Below are 20,755 nucleotides of genomic sequence, written 5' to 3' on the forward strand. Positions count from 1 at the left end.
CTTCATGAGCAGACCTTGCCGTCCCTCGGCACCGTCCCGGCCAGCAGATACGCGTTCACCGTGGAGTCCACGCAGTCGCTCCCGCTGCCGTACGCACCGTGGCCCTGGCCCTTCCAGGTGAGCACCACGCCTACGCCCTTGCCCAGCTCGTCCGCCATCTTCTGCGCGCCCTCGTACGGCGTCGCCGGGTCGCCCGTGTTGCCGACCACCAGGATCGGCGCCGCTCCGGGCGCGCTCACCTCCGGGCTCTCGTGCTGCCCGGCCACCGGCCAGTTGTGACACCAGCCGGCCGTGTCCCAGCCGAGGAAGGTTCCGAAGACGGGCGAGATCTTCTCGAACTCCGGCAGCAGCTTCTTCGTCTCCGCGGCCGTCGGCCGCTGCTTGTCGTCCAAGCACGATATGACCCGTTGCGAGTGGGTCGTCGTGCCGTAGCGACCCGACGGGTCACGCTCGTTGTAACCGTCGGCGAGCGCCAGGAGCTCCGACCCGTCGCCCTGCTCCGCCGCCTCCAGGGCGCTGGTCAGTGTGGGCCAGCTGTCCTGGCTGTACAGCGGCAGGACGATGCCCGTGACGGCGAGCGTCTGCGTCAGTTCCCGCCCGGACGACGTCGGCAGCGGGTTCGCGTCGATCTCCTTCAGCAGGTCCGCGATCTTCTGTGTGCCCTGCTCCGGGTCCTGGCCGGTGGACTTCAGGTAGTCGTCCAGTGCGCGCTGGAAGCCCCGGGCCTGGTTCTTCGCATGGCCGACCGTGTCGGCACTCGGGTCCACGACCGCGTCCAGGATCAGTCGGCCCACGTTCTTCGGGAACAAGTGGGCGTAGACGCCGCCGAGTTCGGTGCCGTACGAGATGCCGAAGTAGTGCATCTTCCGGTCGCCGAGGACCTGGCGCATCAGGTCCATGTCGCGGGCGGTGTCGGTGGTCGAGACGTGCGCCAACAGCTTTCCGGCGTCCTTCGCACAGCCCTTGCCGAAGTCGGCGGCGTCCTTGAAGTACGCCGACTCCTCGGACGGTGTGTCCGGTGAGACGTCCACCGACTCGGCGGCCTGGATCTTCTTGTCGCTGCGGCAGCGGACGCCCTCGCTGGCGCCCACTCCGCGCGGGTCCCAGCTGACCAGGTCGTACCGCTCGCGGAGGAGGGAGGTGGTGGCGGCGTACGCAGGCATCGTGGACACACCGGAGCCGCCGGGGCCGCCGAAGTTGAACAGGAGCGAGCCGATGCGGTTGTCGCCCCGGGCCTTGGTGCGGATCAGCGCGAGGCCGATCGTCTCGCCGTCCGGCTTCGACCAGTCCAGCGGCACCTTGAGTGTCGCGCACTGCCAGTCGCTGCCCGGCGCGGAGGAGTCCGCGGTGGCCTTGCAGCGCGCCCAGTCGAGCTTCTGGGAGGTCAGTGAGGAGGGCAGGGCGGAGTCGGCCGTACCGGAGGATTCGGCCGACGGCTGTGTCCGGCCGGTCTTCCGGCCGCCCTTGTCATCGCTCGACGAGCCGCCGCTGCAGCCCGTCACCAGCAGTGCGGCGGCGGCGCCCAGGGCCGTCCACCGTACGAAACGCGTCATTGCACTTCCCCCCTCGCAGGCCGTCCGCCCTGTGCCGCGGATGGCTTCCGGCCATGGTAGGCGGATCTCAGCTCAGCCGCTGCGGCCTGTGGATAACGTTCTGACCTGCGAGTTCTCCCCGATTCGGGGTGGGATGTGTCAGGAGCAGACGGTTTTGGCCGCGGGAATCCTCCCGTCCAGCAGATAGCCGTTCACGGCGTCCTGCACGCACTTGTTCTTGCTGTCGTACGCGCCGTGCCCCTGCCCCTGGTAGGTCAGCTCGACACCGACGCCCTCGCCCAGCGCGTCCACCATCTTCCTCGCACCCTCGTACGGGGTGGCCGGGTCGCCGGTGTTGCCCACGACGAGGATCGGCGCGGAACCGGGTGCGCTCACGTCGGGATGGTCGGCGGCGCCCGGCACGGCCCAGTCGGTGCAGCTGATCATGCCCCAGGCCAGGAAGTCGCCGAACACGGCGGAGGCGGCCCGGAACTCGGGCAGTTTCCGCTCCACGTGGTCGGCGGTGTACCGCGGCTTGTCGTCGGCGCAGTTGATGGCGATGTTGGCGGCGGTGATGTTGCTGTACTCGCCGTCCTGATTACGGCCGTTCATCGAGTCGGACAGCGCCATCAGGATCTGCCCGTTACCGTCGTACGCCTGATCGAGGCCCTCGGTGAGGTACTCCCAGAAGTCCTGTGAGTACAGCGCCTGCGCGATGCCGTTGGTCGCGGCGGTCTGGGTCAGCTCGCGCGGGGGGATGCCGAGGATCGGCTTGCGGTCGAGGTCCTTGAGCAGTTTGGCGATGCGGTCCTTGACGTCCTGAGCGGTGTCGCCGACCGGGCAGTCCTCGGCCTTGGAGGTGCAGTCCTCGGCGTAGTTGTCGAGAGCGCGCTGGAAGCCCCGGGCCTGTCCGAGCGAGCCCTGTTCGGCGTTCTGCGTCGGGTCCACGACCGCGTCGAAGACCGCGCGGCCGACGCGCTTGGGGAACAAGTGGGCGTAGACACCGCCGAGTTCGGTGCCGTACGAGATGCCGAAGTAGTGCAGTTCGGCGTCGCCGAGGACCTGGCGCATCAGGTCCATGTCGCGGGCCGCGTCCGTGGTGCGGACATGCGGCAGCACCTTCTCGGAGTTCGCCTCGCAGTCCTCGTTGAACTCCTTGGTGTTGTCCAGGAGCGTGCTGCGCTCGGCCGCGTCGTCGGGAGTGGCGTCCTGCTGGAAGAAGGCGTCCAGTTGGAGGTCGTTCTGGCACTCCACGGGGACGCTGCGGCCGACCCCGCGCGGGTCGAAGCTGACCAGGTCGTAGCGGGTACGCAGTTTCGCGTAGTCCTCGCCGAAGGCGGGCAGCGTGGTGACGCCGGAGCCGCCGGGGCCGCCGAAGTTGAAGACCAGCGAGCCGATGCGTTCGCTTTCGTCGCCGCTCGCCCTCGCCCGGATCAGCGCGAGCTTGATCGTGTCGCCGCTGGGCTCGGCCCAGTCCAGGGGCGTCTTCATAGTTGCGCACTGCCACTTGTCGCCGTCCGCGAGAGGTGACGGGGCGTCACCGCCGCCTTCCGCCGGGGACGGTGCCGGACAGTCCTCCCAGCTCAGTTCCTGGGCCGACAGGTCCTCGTCCTGGGAGTCGTCACCGCAGCCCGCCAGCACGGAGGACAGCAGAAGGGCGGTGGCGGTGAGGGCAGCGGCGCGCAGCCGGGGAGGATTCGGCATGACCCCATCCTGCGGTCGCACACGACGGGACGCTCGGGGCGCGAGCCGTACGAGGTACGCCGCCGGGACCGCCGTACCGGATGCTCGTACTACAGCGCTCCCTTGCGCGTGAGGTAGTTGAAGGCGAGCCAGCCGGGCAGCACCGGCAGCCACAGCGTCAACAGACGGAAGAGCAGCACCGCCGGCGCGGCGACCTCCTTGGGGAGGCCGACGGCGATCAGACCGACCGTCAGGGTCGCCTCCACCGCGCCCACACCGCCCGGCGTCGGGGCCGCGGACCCCAGCGCGTTGCCGGCGAGGAAGACGACGGCGACGCTGGCGATGCTGATCGAGGTGCCCTCGGTGCCGAACGCCCGGATCGAGGCGTCCAGACACATCACGAAGCAGGCTGTCAGGAGCAGCATGCCGCCGATCCCGGTGATCAGCTTCTGCGGCCGCTGGAGCACGTCGAGCATGCGCGGCACGACACCCGCGAACAGCGACCTCACGCGCGTGACGACGAATTTCCGCAGGAACGGCACCGAGGTCACCACGAGCACCAGCACCGCCACTGTCAGCAGACCCGCGATGACCGTCCGGGACGGCGACAGCGACGGTGTCTTCTCGGTACCGGTCAGATAGCCGAAGGACAACAGCATCAGGATGTGGCAGCCGAGCCCGAACAGCTGCGACGCGCCGACGCTCGCCACCGCGAGCCCGGGCCGCACGCCCGCGCGTTGCAGGAAGCGCGTGTTGAGGGCGACGCCGCCCACGGCGGCCGGCGCGACGATCTTCACGAACGAGCCGGCGACCTGGGCCGCCACGGTCCGCACGAAGGGCACCCGCTCGGGCACGAAGCCCAGCAGGGCCATCGCCGCCGCCAGGTAGCTCAGCGCGGAGAAGACCACGGCGGCGGCGACCCAGCCCCACTCGGCGTTCTCGATGAGCGGGCCGAACTCGATGTGCGTGAGCTGCGTCAGCAGGAAGTACGCGCCGATCGCGCCGGCGATGAAACTGAGCAGCGTGCGCAGCCGCACCCGCTCCAGGCGGGCCGGCTCCACCGGGGCCTGCGGCCTGATCAGCAGCACCTCGTGGCGGATCTGCGTGAGCAGGTCCTCCTCGCGCGCCTCCTCCAGGGCCTCGTCGATGGCCCGCTTCTCGGCCCTGGCCTCCGCCTTCACGGCCCTCTTGTCGGGCTTTTCGAGTACGGGCCGGGTCGAGTGCGGCGCTTCCTCCAGGCGGGCCTGCTTGTCCTGCCGGGACGCCTCGAGGACCGCCTCCCGCTCGCGTTCGGCGCGCTCGCGGGCCAGTCTGCGCAGCGTCGCGCGCGTGGAGCGGCTCAGCGCGATGGGCTGCAGCATCGGCAGACAGTCGGCCACGGCGTCCGGACCGAGCACGTCCACGGCCGCGGCCACCGCGCGCTGGGCGCCCACCCTGAGGCCGAGCGTCACCAGCAGCTGGGAGGTGTCCATGCGCAGCAGCAGGTCGCCGGCCGCGATCTCGCCGACGCGCAGGTCGGTGAGGATCACCGTGCCGGAACGATCCACCAGAATCGCGTCGCCGACGAGCCTTCGGTGCGCGATGCGCCGGGACTGCAGCGCCCGCACCTGGTGCCAGGTGTCGCGCAGCAGTTCGTCGGTGATCTCCTCGTCCGCGAGGGAGTCGAGGGTGCGCCCGCCGGTGTGCTCGTAGACGAGCATCACCGCGTCGGGGCCGAGTTCGGAGGTCGCGATCAGCTTGGGCGCGTTGGCGCCGGCCGCGATCGCGGCGTAGGCGAGCAGCGCCTCCTGCTCCAGCGCCTGCCGCAGCGACTGGAGGCTGCTGCGGGTGGCGAAGCCGCGCAGGGTCAGATTGCGATAAGCACGGTAGAAGAAGCCCTGGGCCTGCTGCTCCCGGTCGACGACCGTGACGTCCAGCGGTGGACCGTCCTCCAGGGTGACGAAATAGCGTCGGCCGCGGTCTCCGGTCTCCGGGGTCTCCGCCACCTCCTCGCGAGCCGCGCTCACCGGGCGGAAACCGACGTGGCTGAGGCCCGCCATCAGCGTCCGGCCGGTGGGGCGGACGTTGGGCGAGCCGACCGCGTAGAGCGTCCCGTAGGCCACGGTCCAGCCGATGAGCACCGTCAGGATGATCGAGAAGGGTGTCGTGTAGCCGGTGACGAGCATCGAGAACGCGTCGAGCATCAGCACGATCCACAGCACCGCTCGCCAGCGTGGCCGGCGTGACATGCCCACAGCCGTCATGTACGCGATGACGGGCGCCAGATAGCCGTGCACGGGGTCGGTGAGGGCGTGGATGTCGCCGGGGGAGGGCTGGGTGAGCGCCTCCTGGATCGAGTCGGGGGCGCCCTTGGCGACCCACAGGTCGGTGGCGAGGGTCACCCCGTGCGCCAGGACTGCCGCGAGGACACCGTCGGCGATGCGCAGCCCGTCACGCTTGATCAGCCGCTCGATCGCGAACGCGACCGGCACCAGGAGGATCGCGATGCTGGACGCCAGCCCGGCGATCTTGATCAGCAGATCCGGTGCCCGTCCGGTGCCCTTGTTGATGTCCTGCTCGAGGCCCGAGGTGGTGCCGTGGGCGAACGCGGCGATCGCGAGCAGCAGGGCCACCGCTAGCACGCCCACCAGGAGCCGCATGAGATCGTTGGGCCGGTGCACGCGCGCGGGGAGGAGAGGTTCGTCACCCTCGACCTCGTCGGCGTGTACCTCGTCAGGATCGCCGGAGTCGGGCCCGGACGGTGCCGAGGGCGCCTCCTTGTCGGCGTCTCCCGCACCCTTCTTGGCCGTCTCCCCGTCCGCCTTGTCCGTCTTCTCGTCCGCGTCGGCGGTGTCCGGGCGCGACGATGCGGCAGGGGTGCTCTCCGCGCCCTCGGGATGCACACCCTGCTGTTTCATCGTCTCTTCTTGGTCTCGTATCACCGGTCACCGCCCGCACGATGGTGGCATGCCCCACGGACACAGGGGGGTGTCAGGGTGCACAAGCGGGGGCGCACAGTCTGCCGGAAGCGCCGTCTCAGGGCGAGGGATACCCACAGTCGTGAGCGCGTCACATTGTCGGTGGGGTGGGGCAGGATGGGGCGGATGAGCGAGGAGAGCCTTCCGGACGAAGCCCGTGCGGAGTACGCGGACGCGCTGCCGGAGTACGCCGAGCGAGTCCTCGACGTCGCCGAACGGATTCCGCCCGGCCGCGTCATGACGTACGGGGACGTCGCGGAGTGGCTGGAGGAGGGCGGACCCCGGCAGGTGGGACGCGTCATGGCGCTCTACGGGGGAGCCGTTCCGTGGTGGCGGGTCGTCCGCGCGGACGGTGTCCTGCTGCCGGGCCACGAGCTGGAGGCTTTCAGCCGCTACCGCGCGGAGGGCACGCCCCTGAAGGAGGCGAGCAGGGCCGCTGAGGGCCATCTCCCGCGCATCGACATGAGACGGGCGCGGTGGGACGGCGGTGAACGCGCGGAGGGTCACACCTGACAGCTTCCGCCATCGGGTGGCCTCAGGGGCGGCCGGACGGCCGTACGGGCGAAACGGGGCGCGTCTGTGACATGACGGTAAAAAGTGGACACGTGCGTGGTGTGCCTGGGAAAAGCAGGCATGTCCGAGGCATGCCGTACGTTCGTGGGGCGAGGGGCGTACGTGTCGAGAGTGCCGTGAGGGAAGAAGAGGAAGCCCTGCTTCCGCGCCTCCCATCGGCGTAGCGTCGGCTGCACGTGCCCCCTTCATCCCGCGATCACCGTCCTCCCCGCATGGAGGACAGCCCCACTGCACACCCACCAGGACCGGCGAACCACGTGAGCTCCTCTTCCTCCACCAAGCGCCTGTCGCACCCACAGGGGCGACAGGGGAACCGTGGCGCTTACCGACTGGTGCGTACCCCGCCGGCCCGCGTGGATCCCCCTCGTCTGGACGCCGCACAGCGCGCCGTGGTTGACCACGCCACCGGCCCGCTGCTCGTTCTCGCAGGTCCGGGCACCGGAAAGACCACCACGCTCGTCGAGTCGGTGGCGGCGAGGATCGCCCGGGGCGGTGACCCCGCGCGCGTGCTGGTGCTGACGTTCAGCCGTAAGGCGGCCGTCGAACTGCGCGACCGCATGGCGCTGCGCATAGGGGCGGCGCGGGCGCCCCAGGCGACCACCTTCCACTCGTTCTGCTACGCCCTGGTCCGCGCCCACCAGGACACCGACCTGTTCGTGGAGCCCCTCAGGCTGCTGTCCGGTCCCGAGCAGGACGTCGCCGTCCGTGAACTGCTCGCGGGCCAGCCCGACCTGGAACGGCTCGGCCTCGCGCACGTGCGCTGGCCGGACGAACTGCGCGCCTGCCTGACGACCCGAGGCTTCGCCGACGAGGTCCGCGCGGTCCTCGCCCGCAGCCGCGAACTGGGCCTGGGCCCGGGCGCCCTGGACGCCTTCGCCCGCCGCATCGGCCGCCCCGACTGGCGTGCGGCGGCCGCCTTCCTCGCCGAGTACCTCGACGTCCTCGACCTGCAGGGCGTGCTCGACTACGCCGAACTGGTCCACCGCGCGGTCCTCCTCGCCCGCCGCCCCGAGGTCGCCGAGCGGCTCGCCGCGCAGTACGACGCCGTCTTCGTCGACGAGTACCAGGACACCGATCCGGCCCAGGTACGACTGCTGCACGCCCTCGCCGGCGGCGGCCGCACCCTCGTCGCCTTCGGCGACCCGGATCAGTCGATCTACGCGTTCCGCGGCGCCGACGTGAACGGCATCCTGGACTTCCCACAGACCTTCCCGCGCGCGGACGGCCGTCCGGCGCCGGTCGAGGTCCTGCGTACCTCGCGGCGCTCCGGAGCCTCTCTGCTGGCCGCGACCCGGCTGCTGACCCAGCGCATGCCGCTGACCCGCCTTCCGGCCCACAAGGTGCGCGCCCACCGGGAGCTGACTCCCGTCCGGGACGGAGGCCGCGTCGAGGTGTACACCTACCCGACGACCGGCACCGAGCTGGACAACATCGCCGACATCCTCCGCAGGGCGCACCTGGAGGACGGCGTCCCCTGGGGCGAGATGGCCGTCCTGGTGCGCGCCGGATCCCGCACCATCCCGACGGTCCGCCGCGCGCTCACCGCGGCCGGCGTGCCCCTGGACATCGACGGCAACGACCTGCCACTGCGGCACGAGCCGGCGGTGGCCCCGCTGCTGACGGCACTGCGGGCGGTGGCAGCGGCGGAAGCCACAGAGCAGGCCGCAACAGCGGAAGCAACGGAGCAGGCCGCAACAGGGGAGGCCACGGAGCAGGCCGAAGAAGCCGAAGAAGCCGCAGAAGCCGCAGAAGCCGAAGTAGGGGAGGCCACGCAAGAGAAGGCCACGGAGCAGCCTCCGGAAGGGGCTCCCTCTGAAGAGCGCGAGCCCGAGACCTGCTGGCTCGACACCGAAACCGCCCTCACCCTCCTCGCCTCCCCCCTCGCGAGCATGGACGCCGCCGACCTGCGCCGCCTCGGCCGTGCCCTGCGTGACGAGGAGCGGGCCGCGGGCAACCCTCTGCCGCCGCCCTCGGACGAGCTCCTCGCGCGGGCGCTGGCCGAGCCGGAGCGCCTGGCCGTGCACGACCCCACATACGCGCGAGGTGCCCAGCGGCTCGGCGCGCTGCTCAGGAAGGCCCGTGAGCGCCTGGCGGGCGGCGGTACGGCCGAAGAGGCGCTGTGGGACCTCTGGGAGGGCACGCCGTGGCCCACGCGCCTGGAGCGGTCCGCCCGACGCGGCGGCGCCGCGGGACGCAACGCCGACCGGGACCTGGACGCCGTGTGCGCGCTGTTCGCGACCGCCGCCCGCGCGGAGGAGCGCACCGGCGGCCGGGGCGCCCTGAACTTCCTGGAGGAGATCGACGCCGAGGACATCGCCGCCGACACGCTCACGCGGCGTGCCGTACGCCCCGATGCCGTCCGCCTGATGACCGCGCACCGTTCCAAGGGCCTGGAATGGCGGCTCGTCGTCGTCGCTGGCGTCCAGGAGGGGCTGTGGCCGGACCTGCGTCGGCGTGGCTCCCTCCTGGAGGCCGACCGCATCGGCCGCGACGGACTGGCCGAACCGCTCACCCCGGGGGCGCTGCTCGCCGAGGAGCGCCGCCTGTTCTACGTGGCCGCCACGCGCGCGCGTGAACGCCTCGTCGTCACCGCGGTCAAGGCGCCCGCCGACGACGGCGACCAGTCCTCCCGCTTCCTGACCGAACTCGGCGTCGAACCCAGGGACGTCACAGGCCGCCCCCGCCGCCCGCTGTCGGTGGCCGCACTTGTCGCGGAACTCCGCGCCACCACCGTCGACCCGCGCGTCTCGGACACCCTCAGGGAGGCAGCCGCCCGGCCGGCTGGCCCGACTCGCCGCACTCGCCGACGAGGAGGGCCGCCCCCTGGTGCCGTCCGCCCACCCCTACCGCTGGTGGGGCATGTTCGAACCGACCGAGAGCAAGATCCCGCTGCGCGACCGCGACCAGCCCGTCGTGCTCTCCGGCAGCGCCCTCGACCAGCTCGCCAACACCTGCGCCCTGCAGTGGTTCCTGGGCCGCGAGGTGAAGGCCGACGCGCCCGCGACGGTCGCCCAGGGCTTCGGCAACGTGGTGCACGTCCTCGCCGACGAGGTCGCCTCCGGGCACACCCCGGCCGACCTGGCCGTCCTCATGGAACGCCTCGACTCCGTGTGGAACGCGCTCGCCTTCGACGCGCCGTGGAAGTCGGCGCAGGAGAAGGACAACGCGCGCGTGGCTCTCGAACGCTTCCTGAAGTGGCATGTCATGGACCGCAGCGGGCGCACACCGGTCGCCAGTGAGCACGACTTCGACGTGACCCTTGAGGCGGGCGAGGTCGAGGTGCGCATCCGCGGCCAGATGGACCGGGTGGAGGCCGACGGCGAGGGCCGCGCCTACGTCGTCGACTTCAAGACCGGCAAGCAGGCGCCCAGCGCCGCCGAGGTGGAGCACCACCCCCAGCTCGCCGTCTACCAGCTCGCCGTCCGCGAGGGCGCCGTCGACGAGGTCTTCGACGGAGTGCGCCCCGAGCCGGGCGGCGCCGAACTCGTCCAGCTCCGCCAGGGCGCCGCCAAGCGGGACGGCGGCGAGACCTTGCCCAAGGTGCAGGCCCAGGAGCCGCTGGAGGGGGAGTGGGTCGGCGATCTGCTGGCCACGGCCGCCGGCAAGGTTCTCGACGAACGGTTCACGCCGAGTGCGGGCCAGCACTGCTCGCACTGCGCGTTCCGGGCGTCGTGCAGCGCGCAGCCGGAGGGACGGCACGTGGTGGAGTGAGCGCACTGGTGTGATCAGTCGCACCACGTGTGCTGACCTGCGCTTCACCCGGCCCCGAGGGCGATGTGTCCTCGACTGTCAGTGTCCGCCGCTAGCCTCTCCGACATGCCCGCCCGTATCACCGATCCCGATCAGCTCAAGGAGCTCCTCGGCATCCCGTTCACCCCGGAGCAGACGGCCTGCATCACCGCGCCGCCCGCCCCGCAGGTGATCGTGGCCGGAGCCGGCTCGGGCAAGACGACGGTGATGGCGGCCCGCGTGGTCTGGCTGGTCGGCACCGGCCAGGTCGCTCCCGAACAGGTGCTCGGCCTCACCTTCACCAACAAGGCCGCCGGTGAGCTCGCCGAGCGCGTCCGCAAGGCGCTGATCAAGGCCGGCGTCACCGACCCCGACGTCATCGACCCGGACAACCCGCCGGGCGAGCCGGTGATCTCTACCTACCACGCCTTCGCGGGCCGCCTGCTGACCGACCACGGCCTGCGCATCGGCCTCGAACCGACCTCCCGCCTGCTCGCCGACGCCACCCGTTTCCAGCTCGCCGCGCGCGTACTGCGCGAGGCTCCCGGCCCCTACCCGGCGCTGACCCGCTCCTTCGCCGACCTGGTCAGCGACCTCCTCGCGCTCGACGCCGAGCTCGCCGAACACCTCGTCCGACCCGAGGACCTGCGTGCCTACGACGCCGACCTGCTGCGAGCTCTGCAGGGCGCCAAGCTCACCAACGACGCCTTGCGCAAAGTGCCCGAGACGGCCGCCGCCCGCCGTGAACTCGCCGAACTGGTCGTCCGCTACCGCGCTGCCAAGCGCGACCGCGACCTGCTGGACTTCGGCGACCAGATCGCCCTGTCCGCCCGGCTCGCCCGGATCCCCGAGGTGGGCCGCGTCCTGCGCGACGAGTTCCGGGTGGTGCTCCTGGACGAGTACCAGGACACCTCAGTGGCCCAGCGCGTCCTCCTGGCGGGCCTGTTCGGCGGCGGCACCGGCCACCCCGTGACCGCGGTCGGCGACCCCTGTCAGGCGATCTACGGCTGGCGCGGCGCCTCGGTGGCCAACCTGGACGACTTCCCCGAGCACTTCGCCCATGCCGACGGCCGCCTCGCCGCCCGTCAGTCGCTCAGCGAGAACCGCCGCAGCGGCGGCCGCCTCCTCGACCTCGCCAACGGCCTCGCCGAGCCCCTGCGCGCCATGCACGCGGGCGTGGAGGCCTTGCGCCCGGCCCCCGGCGCCGAACGCGACGGCATGGTCCGCTGCGCCCTCCTGCCGACCCACGCCGAGGAGCTCGACTGGCTCGCCGACTCCATTGCGCACCTGGTGAACACGGGCAAGGCACCCGGTGAGATCGCTGTCCTGTGCCGTACGGCCACCGACTTCGCCGAGATCCAGGGCGCGCTCGTCGCCCGGGACGTCCCCGTGGAGGTCGTCGGCCTGTCCGGGCTGCTGCACCTGCCCGAGATCGCCGACCTCGTCGCCGTCTGCGAGGTCCTCCAGGACCCCGGCGCCAACGCCTCCCTCGTCCGTCTGCTGACCGGCCCGCGCTGGCGCATCGGCCCGCGCGACCTTGCCCTCCTGGGGCGACGCGCCCGGCTGCTCGTCTCCCACGCGCGCGTGGACGGCGAGGACGACCCGGACCGCCGGCTCGCCGAGGCCGTCGAAGGGGTCGACCCGGCCGAGGTGATATCGCTCGCCGACGCCCTCGACACGTTCCTGGAGACGCCGCTCGACGGCGACGGGGACGACGACGGGCTGCCCTTCTCGCCGGACGCGCGCGTGCGGTTCGCGCGCCTGGCCACCGAACTGCGCGACCTGCGCCGCTCGCTGTCCGACCCGCTGATGGACGTCCTGCACCGCGTCCTCGCCGTCACCGGCCTGGAGGTGGAACTGTCGGCGTCCCCGCACGCCCTGGCCGCCCGCCGCCGCGAGACCCTCTCCAACTTCCTGGACGTCGCCGCCTCGTTCACCGCCGGCGACAACGAGACGAGCCTGCTCGCCTTCCTCGCCTTCCTGCGCACCGCCGCCCAGTACGAGAAGGGCCTCGACAACGCCCTCCCCGGCGGCGAGAACACCGTCAAGGTGCTCACCGCGCACAAGTCCAAGGGCCTGGAGTGGGACGTCGTGGCCGTCCCCGGACTGGTCACGGGCACCTTCCCCAGCACCCAGGGCCGCGAGAAGTGGACCGCCCAGGGCAAGGTGGTGCCGCACGAACTGCGCGGCGACGCCGACACCCTCCCCGACGTCACCTCCTGGGACTCCCGCGGCCTGAGGGCCTTCCACGAGGACATGAAGGAGCACCAACACACCGAGGAACTCCGCCTCGGCTACGTCACCTTCACCCGCCCCCGCTCCCTGCTGCTCGGCTCCGGCCACTGGTGGGGCCCCACCCAGAAGAAGCCGCGCGGGCCGTCCGACTTCCTCCAGGCCCTGTACGAGCACTGCGCGGCCGGACACGGCGAGATCGAGGCCTGGGCGGACGAGCCCGCCGAGGACGAGGAGAACCCGGCCCTGCACCAGCGGACCGCCGACCAGGTGTGGCCCCTGCCCCTGGACGAGACATCCCTGGCCCGCCGCCGCGCGGCCGCCGAGACGGTCCTGACCCACCTGGAACACCTCGCCTCCCACGAGGACGGCCACCCCGCCGCCCTGCACGACCCGGACACCTTCGACGACCCGGACTGGCCCGTGCCGCTGGACGACGACGTGGTTCCCGAGGACGACGCGGTTCCCGAGCCCGACCCCTACGAACTCGACCCCTACGAGGAGGCCTCGTTCGCCGGGGAGGACTCGGCCGACTGGGACTCCTGGAGTGCGGATCGCCCGACCGTCCCGCACCAGGCCGTGGGGCCGGGCGCCACGGAACACCCCCGTACCGAACCGGCGCGGCCCCACCCCACGGAACCGGGAAGCGCGCCCCTCACCCCGGAAGAGGCCCGCACCATCGCCTCCTGGGACCGTGACCTCGACGCCCTCACCGGTGAACTCCTGCGCGCCCGCGAAAGCGTCACCGACGTCCCCCTGCCCGCGTCGCTGACCGCGTCCCAGCTGATGCGCCTGGCCGCCGACCCGGCGGGCCTCGCCCAGGAACTGGCCCGTCCCATGCCCCGCCCGCCGCAGCCGGCAGCGCGCCGTGGCACCCGCTTCCACGCCTGGATCGAGTCCCGCTTCGAGGCGCTGACGCTGCCCATGCTGGAGCCGGAGGAACTGCCCGGCAGCGAGGCCGAGATCGCCGACGAACGCGATCTCGAAGCCCTCAAGGACGCCTTCGAGCGCACCAAGTACGCCCAGCGCACGCCCTACCGCGTGGAGGCCCCCTTCCAGCTCGCGATCGCCGGGCGCGTGGTCCGGGGCCGTATCGACGCCGTCTACAAGGAGGGCGACGGCCCGACGGCCACGTACGAGATCGTCGACTGGAAGACCAGCCGCACCCGCACCGCGGATCCGCTCCAGCTCGCCGTCTACCGGCTCGCCTGGGCCGAGCGGCAGGGCGTACCCCTGGAGTCGGTCACGGCAACCTTCCTCTACGTACGCAGCGGCGAGGTCGTACGACCGGACGACCTGCCCGGCAGAGCCGCACTGGAGCGGCTGCTGCTGGAGGAGCCGGGGGGTGAGGAACCGCACGACGAGGATGTCGGTGCGGGCCGATAGGCTCGTGACCATGAGCCAGCCCGTTGACAGTGCCGTCAGCGCCGTCCGTACGTACATCGCGCGGCACCGTGCCGCCTTCCTCGACGAGCTCGCCGAGTGGCTGCGCATCCCGTCCGTGTCGGCCCAGCCCGACCACGCGACCGACGTACGCCGCAGCGCCGACTGGCTCGCCGCCAGGCTTCAGGAGACCGGCTTCCCGACCGCCGAGGTCTGGGAGACACCGGGCGCGCCCGCCGTCTTCGCCGAATGGCCCTGCGACGACCCCGAGGCGCCCACGGTCCTGGTCTACGGCCACCACGACGTGCAGCCCGCCGCCCGCGAGGACGGCTGGGACAGCGAGCCCTTCGAGCCCGTCATCCGGGAGAACCGTCTCTACGCGCGCGGGGCGGCCGACGACAAGGGCCAGGTGTTCTTCCACACACTCGGCGTCCGCGCCCACCTCGCCGCCACCGGCCGCACCGCGCCGGCCGTGCACCTCAAGCTGCTGATCGAGGGCGAGGAGGAGTCCGGGTCCCCGCACTTCCGCGCACTCGTCCAGGAGCACGCGCAGAGGCTCGCCGCCGACGTCGTCATCGTGTCCGACACCAGCATGTGGTCCGAGGACACTCCCACGGTATGTACCGGCATGCGCGGCCTCGCCGAGTGCGAGATACGGCTGTACGGCCCCGACCAGGACATCCACTCCGGCGCCTTCGGCGGCGCCGTCCCCAACCCGGCCACGGCCGCTGCCCGCCTCGTCGCCGCCCTGCACGACGAGCACGCGCGCGTGGCGGTCCCCGGCTTCTACGACGGCATCGTCGAGCTCACCGACCGTGAACGCGCACTCTTCGCCGAGCTGCCCTTCGACGAGCAGGAGTGGCTGCGCACGGCCAAGTCGCACGCCACCCACGGTGAGTTCGGGCACACCACCCTGGAGCGCATCTGGGCCCGCCCCACCGCCGAGGTCAACGGCATCGGCGGCGGCTACCAGGGCCCCGGCAGCAAGACGATCATCCCGTCCTCCGCCCTGCTGAAGCTCTCCTTCCGGCTGGTCGCGGGCCAGGACCCCGATCACATCGAGAAGGCCGTCCGCGACTGGGCCGCCGAGCAGGTGCCCGCCGGGATCCGCTACGAGATCTCCTTCGGCGCGGCCACGCGCCCGTGCCTGACACCGCTGGACCACCCGGCCCTGCAGTCCGTCGTCCGCGCCATGAGCCGAGCCTTCGACAAGCCCGTCGGCTTCACGCGTGTGGGCGGCTCGGGACCGGCCGCCGATCTCGAGGAGGTCCTCGGCGCACCCGTGCTCTTCCTCGGCATCTCCGTCCCGTCCGACGGCTGGCACGCCCCGAACGAGAAGGTCGAGCTGGACCTCCTCCTCAAGGGCGTCGAGACCACCGCGTACCTCTGGGGCGATCTCGCGGAGAACTGGCGCCATGCGCCCTGACCGTCCCGCACCGCCCGGATCGGCCTGGCATGCGGGGCACACTGGAAGAACCGCCCCGTACCGCCACGCCCCGCCGGACCCGGTCGCCTCCCGCCGTACGTCCCGCTGGACCGCCCGCGAAACACCCTTTCCCCCGGGGGAGTTGGAAGCACTCGTGACCACCTGGACCGACCACACCGCCGACCGCCCCATCTCGCTCACCGCTCCGAGCGGCATCGACCGGGCCGCCCACCACCGGCTCGACGAGGCCTGGCTCGCGGCGGCATGGAGCCACCCCACCACCCGTTGCTTCGTGGTCTCCGGCGGCCAGGTCCTCATCGACGAGACGGCCGAGGGCCGTACCGAACTCGTCATGACCCCGTCCTTCGAGGCCCCCCTCACCGAGGCACACCGCTACTTTCTCGGCATCGACGAAGACGGCGTGCGCTACTTCGCCCTCCAGAAGGACGCGCTTCCCGGGCGTATCGACCAGTCCGCACGCGCGGCCGGCCTGCGCGAGGCCGGCCTGCTCCTGTCGCCGCGCGAGGCCGGTCTGATGGTGCACGCGGTCGGGCTGGAGAACTGGCAGCGCACGCACCGCTTCTGCTCCCGCTGCGGCGAACGCACGGTCATCGCAGCGGCCGGCCACATCCGCCGCTGCCAGGCCTGCGGTGCCGAGCACTACCCGCGCACCGACCCCGCCGTGATCATGGCCGTCACCGACGAGGACGACCGCATACTGCTGGGCCGTCAGGTCCACTGGCCCGAAGGCCGCTTCTCGACGCTCGCCGGGTTCGTCGAACCCGGTGAGGCCGTCGAGCAGTCGGTGCGCCGCGAGGTCTTCGAGGAGGCCGGGATCACGATCGGCCAGGTCGAGTACGTCGCCAGCCAGCCCTGGCCCTTCCCGTCCAGTCTCATGCTGGGCTTCATGGCCCGCGCCACCTCGACCGACATCGACGTCGACGGCGACGAGATCCACGAGGCCCGCTGGTTCTCCCGCGACGAACTCGGCGCCGCCTTCGAGTCCGGCGAGGTGCTCCCGCCGTACGGCATCTCGATCGCGGCCCGCCTGATCGAGCTCTGGTACGGCAAGCCGTTGCCGACGAGGAGCTTCGTCTGACAAACCACAAGAAGGCGGTCCCTGACGCACGTCAGGGACCGCCTTCCGGAACACGTCCGCGCAGCGGTTACGCGCCGATCTTCTGCTTGACCTGAGCCAGCGAAGGGTTCGTGAGCGTCGAGCCGTCCGGGAAGAGCACGGTCGGAACCGTCTGGTTCCCGCCATTCGCCTTCTCGACGAACGCGGCGGAGTCAGGGTCCTGCTCGATGTTGATCTCGTTGTACGCGATGCCCTCGCGGTCCATCTGGCTCTTCAGCCGACGGCAGTAGCCGCACCACGTGGTGCTGTACATCGTCACAGTGCCCTGCATGTCTCTCGTGCTCCTTCGGCGGGTCGGCGGATGTGCGCTCGCAGTGGGAAACGTATGTGGAAGGACCACCATTCCCGGTGGCCGGGGTCCGCCGGACGTGACACCTGCCGCATTAGTACGACTACGAGTGCCTGCCTGTGGACAACCGGCTCACCCGTCTCCGGCGACCTGGCAGCATGGCCGTGTGACAGCAGCAACGCACTCCACCCTCTTCCCGCAGACACCGGGCTCGGCCGACGCGGTGCTCGAAGGGCTCGACCCCGAGCAGCGCGAGGTGGCCACCGCCCTGCACGGCCCGGTGTGCGTGCTGGCGGGCGCCGGCACGGGCAAGACACGGGCGATCACCCACCGCATCGCCTACGGCGTGCGCGCCGGGATCCTCCAGCCCTCCAGCGTGCTGGCCGTCACCTTCACCAACCGTGCCGCCGGGGAGATGCGCGGCCGGCTGCGCCAGCTCGGCGCCGCCGGTGTCCAGGCCCGCACCTTTCACTCGGCCGCCCTGCGCCAGCTCCAGTACTTCTGGCCGAAAGCCGTCGGCGGCTCCATGCCCCGGCTGGTCGACCGCAAGGTCCAGCTCGTCGCCGACGCTGCCGCCGCCTGCCGCATCCGCCTCGACCGGGGCGAGCTGCGGGACGTCACCGGTGAGATCGAGTGGTCCAAGGTCACCCAGACCGTCCCCGCCGACTACGCCCTCGCGGCCGCCAAGGCCGGCCGCGAGGCCCCCCGGAACCCGGCGGAGATCGCCCAGGTCTACTCCGCCTACGAGGACCTTAAGCGCGCCCGCGGGGTCATCGACTTCGAGGACGTCCTGCTGCTGACCGTCGCGGTCCTCCAGGACCGGCACGACATCGCCGAGCAGGTCCGCTCCCAGTATCAGCACTTCGTCGTCGACGAGTACCAGGACGTCAGTCCCCTCCAACAGCGCCTGCTGGAGCTGTGGTTGGGCGACCGGGAGAACCTGTGCGTGGTCGGCGACGCCAGCCAGACGATCTATTCGTTCACAGGAGCAACTCCCGACCACCTGCTCGACTTCCGCACCCGCCACCCCGGGGCCACCGTCGTCAAGCTGGTCCGCGACTACCGCTCCACTCCGCAGGTGGTCCATCTCGCCAACGGCCTGCTCGCCCAGGCCAGGGGCCGCGCCGCCGACCACCGGCTGGAGCTGATCTCCCAGCGCGCTGCCGGCCCCGAGCCCGTCTACACCGAATGCACCGACGAGCCCGCCGAGGCCGAGGGCGCCGCCCGCCGCATCCGCGAGCTCATCGACGCGGGCTGCCGGGCCAGCGAGATCGCCGTCCTGTTCCGCACCAACTCCCAGTCCGAGACCTACGAACAGGCCCTCGCCGACGCCGGTGTCCCCTACCAGCTGCGAGGTGCCGAGCGGTTCTTCGACCGCCCCGAAGTGCGCAAGGCGGGCGTCGCCCTGCGCGGCGCGGCCCGCTTCGGCGGCAACGACTCCCTCCTCGACGACGCCGTCGACCTGCCCTCCCAAGTGCGTGCCGTGCTGTCGGGCGAGGGCTGGACCACCCAGCCGCCGGCCGGCTCCGGGGCCGTCCGGGAGCGCTGGGAGTCGCTGGCCGCCCTGGTGAACCTCGCGCAGGACTTCGCAGCCTCCAGAACCGGCGCCACTCTGAGCGATCTGGTGGCCGAGCTCGATGAGCGGGCGAGCGCGCAGCACGCACCGACCGTCGAGGGCGTCACGCTCGCCTCCCTGCACTCGGCCAAGGGACTGGAGTGGGACGTCGTCTTCCTGGTCGGTGTCGCCGAGGGCATGATGCCGATCACCTACGCAAAGACCGACGAGCAGATCGAGGAGGAGCGCCGCCTCCTCTATGTCGGCGTCACCCGTGCCAGAGAGCGCCTGTATGTGTCCTGGGCGCTGTCCCGCGCGCCTGGCGGCCGTCCCAGTCGCAGGCCCAGCCGCTTCCTCGACGGTCTGCGGCCCGGCTCGGCCGGCGCCGCCGGACGGAGTGCTGCGGGCCCTGGAGGTGTCGAGCGGGGCTTCACCACCAGCAGAGCCGGCGCCGCCGTCCCACGGCGCACGCAGCGCACCCCGGCGCGCTGCCGGGTGTGCGGGCGCACGCTCACCGACGCCGGTGAGCTGAAGCTGATGCGCTGTGAGGACTGCCCGTCGGACATGGACGAGGGGCTCTACGAGCGGCTGCGTGAGTGGCGTGCGGTCCAGGCGCAGCGCAGCGGGCAGCCCGCCTTCTGCGTCTTCACCGACAAGACGCTGATGGCGATCGCGGAGTCCGTCCCCGACGACGACGCGGAGCTGGCGCGGATCCCCGGGGTCGGGATGCGCAAGCTCAACCGCTACGGAGCCGATGTCCTGGCGATCTGCGCAGGCCAGGACCTCGCAGGAGAAGAAGTTGGGGACTGACGCGAACTCGTCGAAAAAATAGTTTGCGCATGCCCCAGCAATCCCCATAGGTTCGTAGCCACGAGACCGGAGGCCTTCTCGGAGGCCCCGCTTTCGTGCTGTACTTGCATATCCGTCGGACCGGTTCACCCCCGGTCCCTCTAGACGCCGAGAGGAGGCGATTCCAGTGATCAGCATCAACTTCAGCTCCATCAGCACCGCCAAAGTGACCGATCGCTCGGTCGTCTCCACGTGCATGCTCGGCGTCTCGAACCTGGGCACCGGTCTGTCCGGCATTCCTGCCGTCCGTCCGGCGTCCTCCGTGTCTCTCGCGGGCCTTCCCGTCCGGGAGCGCAATGAGCGACCGACCAAGGCACTGGAAGCAGTAGGGGCACAGGCGCACGCCTATGCCTTTGCGGCCGCCGGTGCCGGTAGCCGGAAGCAGACGACGCAGCACCACCAGATGTGGGCCTTCCGTGGGCCAGAACCCTGGAGTGATCCAGCCTGATCGACCATCAGGCCGGTGCCTTCAGGGCCGCGGAACCCCATCCGGGATCCGCGGCCCTTCTGTTTGTCCCCGAACGGGGACAGCGGAGCGAAGGGGCCTCGGGACAAGAAAAGAACCCGGTACCAGCCGCCACTCGGCCCAACAGGGCCGGAACGACAGACGAGGAAGACGAACCGTGCAACTCGAAGCGCACGCCCCGTCCGTACCGCCTTCCGAAACGATCCCCCCGCCCGGCCTCACGGAGGACTCCACCTTGACTCCGCTCACTGCGCTCACCGCGCTCGACGACGCCATCGAGAACCTCGGCGTACCCGTCCCCTGCCGTTCGTACGACCCGGAGGTCTTCTTCGCCGAGTCGCCGGCCGACGTCGAGTACGCCAAGTCGCTCTGCCGCACCTGCCCGCTGGTCGAGGCTTGCCTCGCCGGTGCCAAGGAGCGGCGCGAGCCCTGGGGCGTCTGGGGTGGCGAGCTGTTCGTCCAGGGTGTCGTCGTAGCCCGGAAGCGGCCGCGTGGTCGCCCGCGCAAGAACCCGGTCTCGGCATGAACACCGCAGGAACGATCGATCGCCCCCTCACGCACGACCCCAAGAAGCAGGCCCCGATGAAGCCGTCCATCGACGAACTCGCAGGCTCCGCGCCTGAAGACTTCACCACCAGTGGTGCGATCGACTCGCGCCAGAACAGGACCCGAGAGATGCAACTCATTCCAGAAGCCCTGGCTCGTGCGCATATGCACGAGCGCCTGCGGGACGCCGAGCGGGAACGCCGGGCCACGCGCCTGGTGACCGCTCGCCGGATGCAGCGCCGGGCGGAGCGCGCCTCGCTGCGTGCCCGCCGGGCGCTCGCCATGGCCGTCATGCAGTAATCCCGAACACACCTGAAGCGGTGGCCTCCCGGCCAGGGAGGCGAAGCTCTTCCCGCGGGGGCCGGTCCGTCCGAACGGACCGGCCCCCGCGGTGCGT

12 protein-coding genes and 1 pseudogene are annotated in these 20,755 nt (G+C 71.4%); 9 read left to right on the forward strand and 4 right to left on the reverse strand.

Going from position 1 to position 20,755, the window contains the following annotated elements; translation table 11 throughout:
• Positions 1-2: 2 nt before the first annotated feature.
• The 3 genes from QFZ76_RS33415 to QFZ76_RS33425 all read right to left on the reverse strand — a co-directional run bounded on the left by QFZ76_RS33415 (position 3) and on the right by QFZ76_RS33425 (position 6,112).
• Positions 3-1,553, reverse strand: a complete 1,551-nt coding sequence (locus QFZ76_RS33415; protein WP_307677183.1) for an alpha/beta hydrolase — start codon at positions 1,551-1,553, stop codon at positions 3-5.
• Positions 1,554-1,691: 138 nt separating this feature from the next.
• Positions 1,692-3,236: an alpha/beta hydrolase gene (locus QFZ76_RS33420; protein WP_307677184.1), complete on the reverse strand. Its 1,545-nt coding sequence runs from the start codon at positions 3,234-3,236 to the stop codon at positions 1,692-1,694.
• 89 nt (positions 3,237-3,325) lie between these two features.
• Complete coding sequence (locus QFZ76_RS33425; protein ID WP_307677185.1) at positions 3,326-6,112, reverse strand: lysylphosphatidylglycerol synthase transmembrane domain-containing protein; 2,787 nt, start codon at positions 6,110-6,112, stop codon at positions 3,326-3,328.
• Positions 6,113-6,298: 186 nt separating this feature from the next.
• Between QFZ76_RS33425 and QFZ76_RS33430 the strand changes: the two genes are divergently transcribed.
• The 5 genes and pseudogenes from QFZ76_RS33430 (at position 6,299) to nudC (ending at position 16,614) form a co-directional block, all read left to right on the forward strand.
• A complete protein-coding gene (locus tag QFZ76_RS33430; protein ID WP_307677186.1) occupies positions 6,299-6,685 on the forward strand; it encodes an MGMT family protein in 387 nt (128 codons plus the stop codon).
• Positions 6,686-7,134: 449 nt separating this feature from the next.
• A pseudogene (locus tag QFZ76_RS33435) lies at positions 7,135-10,456 on the forward strand (ATP-dependent helicase).
• 105 nt (positions 10,457-10,561) lie between these two features.
• The gene (locus QFZ76_RS33440; RefSeq protein ID WP_307677187.1) at positions 10,562-14,092 is read left to right on the forward strand and encodes an ATP-dependent DNA helicase; all 3,531 of its coding nucleotides are present in this window, start codon (positions 10,562-10,564) and stop codon (positions 14,090-14,092) included.
• Positions 14,093-14,102: 10 nt separating this feature from the next.
• Positions 14,103-15,515, forward strand: a complete 1,413-nt coding sequence (locus QFZ76_RS33445; RefSeq protein ID WP_307677188.1) for a dipeptidase — start codon at positions 14,103-14,105, stop codon at positions 15,513-15,515.
• 154 nt (positions 15,516-15,669) lie between these two features.
• Complete coding sequence (gene nudC / locus QFZ76_RS33450; RefSeq protein ID WP_307677189.1) at positions 15,670-16,614, forward strand: NAD(+) diphosphatase; 945 nt, start codon at positions 15,670-15,672, stop codon at positions 16,612-16,614.
• 67 nt (positions 16,615-16,681) lie between these two features.
• Here nudC and QFZ76_RS33455 read toward each other — a convergent pair whose 3' ends face one another.
• On the reverse strand, positions 16,682-16,924 hold the full coding sequence (locus tag QFZ76_RS33455) for a mycoredoxin (protein ID WP_266434053.1): 243 nt from the start codon (positions 16,922-16,924) through the stop codon (positions 16,682-16,684).
• A gap of 184 nt (positions 16,925-17,108) precedes the next feature.
• Between QFZ76_RS33455 and QFZ76_RS33460 the strand changes: the two genes are divergently transcribed.
• The 4 genes from QFZ76_RS33460 to QFZ76_RS33475 all read left to right on the forward strand — a co-directional run bounded on the left by QFZ76_RS33460 (position 17,109) and on the right by QFZ76_RS33475 (position 20,658).
• Entirely contained in the window at positions 17,109-19,307 is a 2,199-nt protein-coding gene (locus QFZ76_RS33460) for an ATP-dependent DNA helicase UvrD2 (RefSeq protein WP_307677190.1), read from the forward strand.
• A 166-nt stretch (positions 19,308-19,473) separates the two neighbouring features.
• Positions 19,474-19,794 carry a hypothetical protein gene (locus tag QFZ76_RS33465; protein ID WP_266434050.1) on the forward strand — a complete coding sequence of 107 codons (321 nt, stop codon included), beginning with the start codon at positions 19,474-19,476 and terminating at the stop codon, positions 19,792-19,794.
• Between the two features lie 175 nt (positions 19,795-19,969).
• Positions 19,970-20,338: a WhiB family transcriptional regulator gene (locus tag QFZ76_RS33470; RefSeq protein WP_252546277.1), complete on the forward strand. Its 369-nt coding sequence runs from the start codon at positions 19,970-19,972 to the stop codon at positions 20,336-20,338.
• Positions 20,335-20,658 (forward strand): hypothetical protein, encoded by a 324-nt coding sequence (locus QFZ76_RS33475; protein ID WP_307677191.1) that lies wholly within the window; start codon positions 20,335-20,337, stop codon positions 20,656-20,658. The genes QFZ76_RS33470 and QFZ76_RS33475 overlap by 4 nt, the downstream gene beginning before the upstream one ends.
• The last annotated feature ends 97 nt before the right edge of the window (positions 20,659-20,755 follow it).

Origin of the sequence: Streptomyces sp. V4I2, assembly GCF_030817655.1 — a bacterium.
Taxonomy (GTDB): Bacteria; Actinomycetota; Actinomycetes; order Streptomycetales; family Streptomycetaceae; genus Streptomyces; species Streptomyces plumbiresistens.

Excerpts from the sequence above, each read along its gene's own strand:
- QFZ76_RS33415 (WP_307677183.1), bottom strand. The coding sequence starts at position 1,553 with ATGACGCGTTTCGTACGGTGGACGGCCCTGGGCGCCGCCGCCGCACTG.
- QFZ76_RS33420 (WP_307677184.1), bottom strand. The coding sequence starts at position 3,236 with ATGCCGAATCCTCCCCGGCTGCGCGCCGCTGCCCTCACCGCCACCGCC.
- QFZ76_RS33425 (WP_307677185.1), bottom strand. The coding sequence starts at position 6,112 with ATGAAACAGCAGGGTGTGCATCCCGAGGGCGCGGAGAGCACCCCTGCC.
- QFZ76_RS33430 (WP_307677186.1), top strand. The coding sequence starts at position 6,299 with ATGAGCGAGGAGAGCCTTCCGGACGAAGCCCGTGCGGAGTACGCGGAC.
- QFZ76_RS33440 (WP_307677187.1), top strand. The coding sequence starts at position 10,562 with ATGCCCGCCCGTATCACCGATCCCGATCAGCTCAAGGAGCTCCTCGGC.
- QFZ76_RS33445 (WP_307677188.1), top strand. The coding sequence starts at position 14,103 with ATGAGCCAGCCCGTTGACAGTGCCGTCAGCGCCGTCCGTACGTACATC.
- QFZ76_RS33455 (WP_266434053.1), bottom strand. The coding sequence starts at position 16,924 with ATGCAGGGCACTGTGACGATGTACAGCACCACGTGGTGCGGCTACTGC.
- QFZ76_RS33475 (WP_307677191.1), top strand. The coding sequence starts at position 20,335 with ATGAACACCGCAGGAACGATCGATCGCCCCCTCACGCACGACCCCAAG.